This window comes from [Roseibacterium] beibuensis (assembly GCF_039542305.1).
Taxonomy (GTDB): Bacteria; Pseudomonadota; Alphaproteobacteria; order Rhodobacterales; family Rhodobacteraceae; genus Roseibacterium; species Roseibacterium beibuensis.
Map to the genome: position 1 here is coordinate 1 of NZ_BAABHW010000011.1, position 6,836 is coordinate 6,836.

A 6,836-nucleotide genomic window follows, 5' to 3' on the forward strand; every position below is an offset into this window, starting at 1 on the left:
CGGCAACGACGCGCTGACCGGCGGGTCGAACAACGACGTGCTGGCAGGGGGCGACGGGCAGGACACGCTGGAGGGCGGCGCCGGGTTCGACTCGTTCTTCGGCGGGGCCGGGGCGGACAGCTTCGTGTTCGAGGACGGCAGCGGCGTCGACTTCATCGTGGGCTGGGAGGACGGGCTCGACCTGCTGGACTTCAGCGGCCACTCGCAGGTGAACGGGCTGGCGGACCTGACGATCACCGACAACGGCGTGAACAGCCGGATCGAGTTCGCAGGCGGCGACGCCATCATCGTCATCGGCTATACCGGCGGCTTCGACGGGTCGGATTTCTTCTTTAGCTGACCGGAAGTTGCGTCAGGTATCCGCAGTCATGGCTTCAAGCGCAATACCGCAACATGTTGAAACCCGCTTAGAACTGCAGGTTCGATTGCCAGGACCTCGAAAAACTCGGAAAACTTTTGATGCCACCATGAATCCGAAGAGAAAACCTGGCGGTAGTAGTCCTCATCCGAAATGAACCCTTGAAGTTCATTATTCCTGTCGGCGTCGAACAATTCCCCGCCCATCAGAGCGCGCAATTCTTCTGGGCGACGTGAGAGATAGGATACGGCGTTTGAAGTGCCATGAAATGACAACAACGCCAAACCATCCGGTCGCAAGAGTCGAGAGACCTCAGCCAGCCATTGATCAATGGACTCCTCTTTCAGATGCGACAACACCGAACAGGCATAAACGAGATCGAATATGCCATTCGGCATGGGTGTAGGTGGGGCAGTTTCCACATGCAGATATTCGCCCGTTAAATTCTCAGAACACCACCCGACATTGTCCTTGTCGATATCGATACCAGTCATTTGAACGGCACTGTCCGTTTCAAAATGACGCGCAACACGGCCGCACCCCACACCCCAGTCCAAAACCTTTATTTCAGGTTTCGAGGCTGCACTTCCATAGCGGTGGAACAGCGCTTGTATGACCTCGTATGCTGCTTTGCCACCGTTGAGAAAAGATGCGCGGTTGGCTTGTGCACTTGCGACACGCTGAATTCGGGTATCATCGGGCAATTCAGCAAGCATATCACGGTTCGTGAAATTCCACTGGTCGCGATAATGCGCAGCATCTGAGCTTTTGCCATTCAGCGCCCGAAGATGGAACTGAGCCCAACCCTCCACTTGCGAGAATGGAAAGCGATATTTGTGGCGCACCACGTTTTCGGGCGGCATGAACCAATGGGTCCGACCGAAATGCGTATCGTATTCTGATTCAAGCAACACCCCGGACATCCCATTGCACAAGAGATCTACAGTTACGGGCGTCCTGATCGACAGCGGGAAAACGAATCCGACATCGGCATAGATCGAACCGTCCTTGATACCGATCTCGTAGATCCGCCACTTTCCGCCACCCAAAGCGGTTTGCATCGCTGTAAGGAGGTCGCCAGTCCGATAAGCCTTTTCAAAATCACGCGTATCAATGTGAAAGACAGTTTCACCCCCATCTGTCTTTGCCGTGAGCTTATGATCGGCCAAATGATTGAAATGCATTGCTAATCGGGAAAGAGGCACATTGCGCTCGCCAGCCGCAAACTTACCGAGACAGACCGCGCCAATGTACAGATCGACATCGCGATCAAGCGGCTTATCGAGTTGAAACCGGGCATCTGGGTCAAGGCGCATCTTCAGATCCTTTGCCGGAGATTACGGAGAAGATATTAGTCAGAGCCGTCGGCCAGCAGGGCATTCGGCATTTCGAACAGGAAGTTTGCATCGAAATTTTTCCTGAGAAACGGTTCGTAGATTGAATACCTGGCGCGCAATCGTTCAATGAGGGTTTGACACTCGTCTTCCGATAGCGGGTAGCGCGCTGGAAGGTCGGGATCGAAACTTGCGGTCTTCAGGAAACTGATCAGATCCGAGCGGTCCGGCTCGACAAGCCCGGCCCGGTTGGCGTGGCGGACGATCTCGACAACCGAAAACGGCAAGCTCACGTTCTCGCGAAACGGCAAGGATTCAAGGTCGGTGTTTTCGATGCCGGCGGTTGCCAGGAAATCTGCTTCGAGTGTACCTCCAATCCATTGGGGTGGATCGTAAGGGCACAAGATCAGCCTTGGTGCCTGCAACCAGTCGCGGAGAAGGGCATGATAGGACACATCGTAAGGAGATGGATCGCTCCCTATCGGGTGCGTCCATTGTACCTTGGGATCGCGAACCACTTCGTTGAACGCACTGACCAGTTGCGCGCAAGGGTTGCGCAGGTATGCCACGACGGTCACGTCATGCGGCGCCAGCACCTCGAGGAAACCGGAAACATCAAACGCCTGTTCCGCGAACATTTCCGAGCTGAAGATGATTGTATGATGAGGCGGAGAGGACAGGCATTCGCCGAGAAAGCGCGCGACCTTGTCACTTCTTTGTCCCTTACGCCAACCGACCGCCACCGGATGATGATTGGGCCATTCTTCGTCTAAACACCGGTAGAGAACGCCATGAGCCCCCAGCTTTTCGCGGTTCTGGTACAGGAAACGTTGCAGCGATGTCGTTCCGGTCTTGTGCAGACCGATATGAACGAAAACCCGTTTCATGAGGCTGTCCAGGTAACAGTCGTCCAACCGGTCTTGGGATCAGTCATTGGACACCCAGGTAATCGCGGCAGTTTTCAAGGTGGCGATGCTGTTGCCGTATGACTTTGGACTCGAGATCAACAAGGTTCCGAACCGTCGATTGCACGCGCATGATCTCGTCCAGATGCCGCTTGGCGTCGGTTGATCGAGTAACGCTGTCCTCATGGTATCTATGCGCATTCAAGCTTTGGGCCACGTAACAAACCTTTCCAGAACCCTTAAGACACATTTCCACGTAAAGCCGCCAATCACCAGCGATGCGGTATGAGTCCAGTTCATCGCCGAGCGTCTCGAAGGCGTCGAGCAATGTACCCCTATGGAACACGACCGCCGAGGCGTTCAGCATCACGTTCTTGATCGCAAGGCAGCTGCGCAGAAAGCTTTCTGCGTCCATGTCGAAGGCGCTCGAGAAATCGACGCCTTCGATATCGTCGAGGTGCGCCATGTAGCTGTCCGATATCACCTGGCCCCGGGTATTCACGCGTGTGCTGTCGCTAAATCCCATGATCGCACCAGACCTGGTCATCTTGGGGAGCAGAGTTGCAACCAGGTCCGGGTCGGCAATGTCATCGGCTTCCGCTAACCAGATGTATTCGCCTTTTGCCATTTCCGCAGCGCGCCGCCATTGCCGGAAGACTGAGCCGGTGTTCGTCTCGTTGACCACAACATTCATTTTCCGCCGGGCGGTCGCGGCCACATCGCACGCTATCGTGACGCTGTCATCGCTGGACGCGTCATCAAGGAGCAAGACCTCTCTGAGCGGATGGGTTTGTGCAAGCACGCTCGTCACACGCTGCGGCATGTAGCGTTCGTAGTTGTAACTAAGGATGGCGGCGGACACGGATGGCAAACCCGGGACGAGGCGCTGCAATAGATCGAAGACGTAGGTGGCGAAATCAAAGCCGGTCTCGGCCTCTTGCATACGGGCCCTTGACTGCTCGTCACGCATTTCGGGCGTCACGTTCAAGACGTCTCTGAGCGCCGCGGCCGCACCCTCGGAAATAGCTCCGTCGACAAGGACCCCGTGACGTTCGATCAATGAATCGCATCCACCACAACCGCGATGGCCCACGACAGGAAGCCCCCAGGCCAGCGCCTCAAGGACGACGGAAGGGAACGGGTCTTCTCGCGATGCAAGGTAGAAAAGGTCTGCCGCAGCGTAGAAGCGCCCGACATCCTCCTGATGCCCAAGAATGCGAATCCGGTCGGCCATACCGGACGCGGCGATTTCCGGTTCGATCCAGATCTTCATCTCTGGCGCCACCGATCCCACCCATACGAAAATCAGACTGGGATCAGAACGGCATGAGGCGAGCGCTACAGCAACGAACCGGTCGAGACCCTTCCGCAAGTCGCCATAGCCCACGCCAAGCACCACACGATGTGCTGCGTCAGCCCCCAACTCGGCGCGCGTTGCGCCACGCGCCAGAGCGTCCGTTTCAGATTTCGTGGAATAAATCCCTTGTGGCGAGATCGCAGCCGAATTCGATATCGGTCCGGCGACCTCTTCGAAACGCTCTTTTACGATGCATGCCGGGAACACGACTTGATCGGCATGGTCTGCCACGAGCCGTGCCGCCTCCCCCAAATCCTTCTCAAGGATAATGCCTGGCAACTCGTGGATCAGTGAAACAACACGCATCCCGGCGCTTTTGAGTTGCGGGCAAAGCTGCCCAGCGACAACCGTGTTGGTCAGCGCACAATTGATGCCGCTCAAATGCAGGCGCGCAAGATGCGACTTAAGCTCTTCCTCGGACGTCGAAGGATCGGCCAAAAACACTTCGCCGATTGCCTCGTACTCTGACAGCAGTGGCCCGTCGCGCAAAAGCAGGAAATTAACCTGAAGCCCCATCTCGGCGGTAAGGACCCGCGCGATGTTCAACAGCAGTTTCTGAGCACCGTTCCGCTCTGCGTCATGGCCGACCAACAACACCCGGCCCTTGGGTCCCCGCACCGATCCGCTCTTGCCAAAGGCAGCGCGCGCCAAAGCATTGAGATAGGCGCCCCCATGGTGGACGTCCGGCTCGAGGGTCGCGCCCTCGGCCCATTCGTTCCAGGCATTCACACAGACGATGGGGTGGTCGAACACAGGATGCCGTCGGGCATGATCGACCAACTGGCGCATCCAGGCTTCGAATTTTGCCGGACTCGCGCCGTGGAGGACCATACCACGCCCAGGACGGCGCGCCTCGTTATCCCAAGAGGGGACGGCTGTCTTGATCAGTGGGTAATCCGGTGCCGGTTCGACGACAGACCGTTCCACGACCGCCTCGTAATCGTAAACATGGCCCCGATAACGATCATCGATCCACGCAAGGCTATCGTTGATCGGATCCAGGCCGTTCAGCAATTTGTGCGGTGGAAACTCGATTGCACCATCCAATCCGTATTCCCTCGGATCTGTATCGCCAAACCCTTGGGCCATGAAGATCAGAGGGTCGAGTTCATGGTTCTCCCCAAAGATCTCGCGCCAACGGGCGATGGTGTCTTTTGCGTTCGGAACGTGGCCGGGTCGGTACAAGAAGAGCAGCGGGCGCCCACCCAGCCGAATGTAACGAGGATCGGCCATATGTCGGGCAAAATCCGCCACGAGCGCCTCATCGTGATCGGGATGGTAATTTTGGGCAAGGAGCACATCGGTTTCCGCGCCGTCCCACGTCCTTGTCCAATTCTCGTTTGTCCACATAAGGCAAAACGGAAATTCCAGGCTCGGGTCGTCCAGAAACCCCTCCACCGGCTCGTCAAGCACCCGCGCTCCGTCAAACCAGTAATGGTAGAAACAAAACCCGTGAATCCCGGCGGCCTGAGCCAGCTTGATCTGCCGTTTGAGGGTGTCTTTGTGCGAAAGATCGTAAAACCCCAGATCGCGCGGCAAACGCGGCTGCAGATGCCCCTCGAAACGTGGCAGCGCCCGCGGAAGGTTACGCCATTCCGTAAAGCCGTTCCCCCAATGCCGATCGTTCACGGGATGACGATGAAATTGCGGCAGGTAGTAACTCAGGACCATCGCCGCAGGCTCACCGCCGACACCGATTGCAGGGTCGATCTCCTCGAAAAAAGGGCCTTGCGACAATGCGCTTTGATGCGCCGCGTAGAGACCTTGAGCGGGATGACCAAGAGGTGTCAGGCGGCGGCGCTCAAAGCGACCCGTAGTACAATAATGAACGAACGGGTTAACATCGGCCTCTGCCACATCCTCATTCGTTGCAAGGTAATGGCGCGTGGAAAACCAGGGCGCTGGATCTCGACCTTCCCGCCATCCTTCCGACAGGTAATGTTCGATCAGGTCGTCAGGCACTTCCCCTCGTCGAAAACCTGCACGATAGAAGGTTTGATCGAACCACGGCGCGACAGCATCGGAGGCGGAAGACTTGTTTGGTGCGGTCCAACTTAGCCGGTGTGTCGTCCCCCTCTCGGGCGGTACGCTCGCACGGCCTTCGGCGCGCCCATAGAGTGCGTAATGCAGAAAGGGGTTCATTCCACTTTCCGCTACATCCGGGTTCGCCGCGAGGTAGCCGTTGGTCGAGAACCAACGCGCTGGATCAAGCCCGTTTTTCCACCCAACGTCCAGATAGTGGCGCGCAAGGTCATCGTCGCTTCCGATAGCTTCGGACGTGCTCTCACGATAGAAGGACGCGTCGAACATCTCACGGATCGCATCGATCGGATCGTTGCGCCCCGATCCGATTCCTAGGACGGACAGATATTTCGATAGCATCTCAACGCCCTGAGGTTTTCGCGAAAATCCTGAGATATTCTGGAGTCCGGTAAACCAATGCAAAGGTCATCGCAAGCAAGCCGATCGGACTGACCTGTCCAACAGGGCGCTGAAGTCCGGCTTGACGTGCTGGCTCAGAGCGTTCCTTCCACCGCCTGCCCTACACGAAGGTGAAATCCGACCCGTCGAAGCCGCCGGCATATCCGATGACGATGATGGCGTCGCCGCCTGCGAACTCGATCCGGCTGTTCACGCCGTTGTCGGTGATCGTCAGGTCCGCCAGTCCGTTCACCTGCGAGTGGCCGCTGAAGTCCAGCAGGTCGAGCCCGTCTTCCCAGCCCACGATGAAGTCGACGCCGCTGCCGTCCTCGAACACAAAGCTGTCCGCCCCGGCCCCGCCGAAGAACGAGTCGAACCCGGCGCCGCCCTCCAGCGTGTCCTGCCCGTCGCCGCCTGCCAGCACGTCGTTGTTCGACCCGCCGGTCAGCGTGTCATTGCCC

4 protein-coding genes and 1 pseudogene are annotated in these 6,836 nt (G+C 57.5%); 1 reads left to right on the forward strand and 4 read right to left on the reverse strand.

The window, feature by feature from the left end; translation table 11 throughout:
* Nucleotides 1-340 (forward strand): annotated as a pseudogene (locus tag ABD923_RS18995) (hypothetical protein); the annotation flags it as partial.
* 26 nt (nucleotides 341-366) lie between these two features.
* Here the strand turns inward: ABD923_RS18995 and ABD923_RS19000 are convergent.
* From ABD923_RS19000 to ABD923_RS19015, 4 genes are all read right to left on the reverse strand, one after another.
* Nucleotides 367-1,674 (reverse strand): class I SAM-dependent methyltransferase, encoded by a 1,308-nt coding sequence (locus ABD923_RS19000; protein WP_259548379.1) that lies wholly within the window; start codon nucleotides 1,672-1,674, stop codon nucleotides 367-369.
* Nucleotides 1,675-1,709: 35 nt separating this feature from the next.
* On the reverse strand, nucleotides 1,710-2,579 hold the full coding sequence (locus tag ABD923_RS19005; RefSeq protein WP_259548376.1) for a hypothetical protein: 870 nt from the start codon (nucleotides 2,577-2,579) through the stop codon (nucleotides 1,710-1,712).
* A 43-nt stretch (nucleotides 2,580-2,622) separates the two neighbouring features.
* Nucleotides 2,623-6,336 carry a glycoside hydrolase family 99-like domain-containing protein gene (locus tag ABD923_RS19010; protein ID WP_259548374.1) on the reverse strand — a complete coding sequence of 1,238 codons (3,714 nt, stop codon included), beginning with the start codon at nucleotides 6,334-6,336 and terminating at the stop codon, nucleotides 2,623-2,625.
* A 160-nt stretch (nucleotides 6,337-6,496) separates the two neighbouring features.
* Nucleotides 6,497-6,836, reverse strand: a 340-nt coding sequence (locus ABD923_RS19015; RefSeq protein ID WP_425584038.1) for a calcium-binding protein, incomplete at its 5' end; no start/stop codon positions are given.

Excerpts from the sequence above, each read along its gene's own strand:
- ABD923_RS19005 (WP_259548376.1), bottom strand. The coding sequence starts at position 2,579 with ATGAAACGGGTTTTCGTTCATATCGGTCTGCACAAGACCGGAACGACA.
- ABD923_RS19000 (WP_259548379.1), bottom strand. The coding sequence starts at position 1,674 with ATGCGCCTTGACCCAGATGCCCGGTTTCAACTCGATAAGCCGCTTGAT.
- ABD923_RS19010 (WP_259548374.1), bottom strand. The coding sequence starts at position 6,336 with ATGCTATCGAAATATCTGTCCGTCCTAGGAATCGGATCGGGGCGCAAC.